Source organism: Marinobacter sp. C7 (assembly GCF_022343555.1).
In the GTDB taxonomy this organism is placed as follows: domain Bacteria; phylum Pseudomonadota; class Gammaproteobacteria; order Pseudomonadales; family Oleiphilaceae; genus Marinobacter.
Window position 1 is genome coordinate 1 of record NZ_JAKQZH010000029.1, and the last position, 693, is coordinate 693.

Here is a 693-nt window from a genome sequence, read left to right on the forward strand (position 1 = left end):
CGGAGGTTTAGAGACCTTCGCTGCTGCGGCGGACCGCGCGCAGCCCAGCCTCGGCGTGTGCCTTGGCCAGCTCGTCGTCCGAATTAAGGTCAGCCTCGGCGGATGCGGTATCAACCTCATTCGCCCAGACGGCGAAGTCCGCGAGGATCGTCACCTTTTCCTTAGATACGGAGAGGAATCCATCCGAAACGCCGGCGATAAGCTTTTCGCCGTCGATCGGCTGGATGGTCACGACACCGTTCTCAACCAATTGGCCGAGAAGAGGCTCGTGATCGGGCAGCACGCCGATCTCACCCTCGGTGGTCTGTGCAGTCACGATGGAGGCCTGGCCGGCCCACAGCATGCGCTCTACAGACACCAGTTCAACGGTGATTTCAGCCATGTGTCTCTACCTTACTTTCCGGTCAGCTTCTTGTATGCAGCTTCGACATCGTCCAAACCACCGAGGCCGTTGAAAGCCTGCTCTGGGTAGTGGTCGAAGTCGCCGTTGCAAATACGCTCGAAAGCGTCGACGGTGTCGGTCAGTGGCACGTAGGAGCCAGGAAGACCGGTGAACTTCTCTGCAACGAAGAAGTTCTGACCCAGGAAGCGCTCGATGCGACGCGCACGTGCAACGGTGATCTTGTCCTCTTCAGAAAGCTCGTCCATCCCAAGGATGGCGATGATGTCCTGAAGTTCCTTGTTCTTCTGCAG

The 693-nt window shown here is 58.3% G+C and carries 2 protein-coding genes; both read right to left on the reverse strand.

Annotated elements, in window-relative coordinates; translation table 11 throughout:
- Positions 1–7 precede the first annotated feature (7 nt).
- A complete protein-coding gene (locus MD273_RS19285; protein WP_003861337.1) occupies positions 8–382 on the reverse strand; it encodes a F0F1 ATP synthase subunit epsilon in 375 nt (124 codons plus the stop codon).
- 11 nt (positions 383–393) lie between these two features.
- Positions 394–693, reverse strand: a 300-nt coding sequence (locus tag MD273_RS19290) for an ATP synthase beta subunit C-terminal domain-containing protein (RefSeq protein ID WP_502846080.1), incomplete at its 5' end; no start/stop codon positions are given.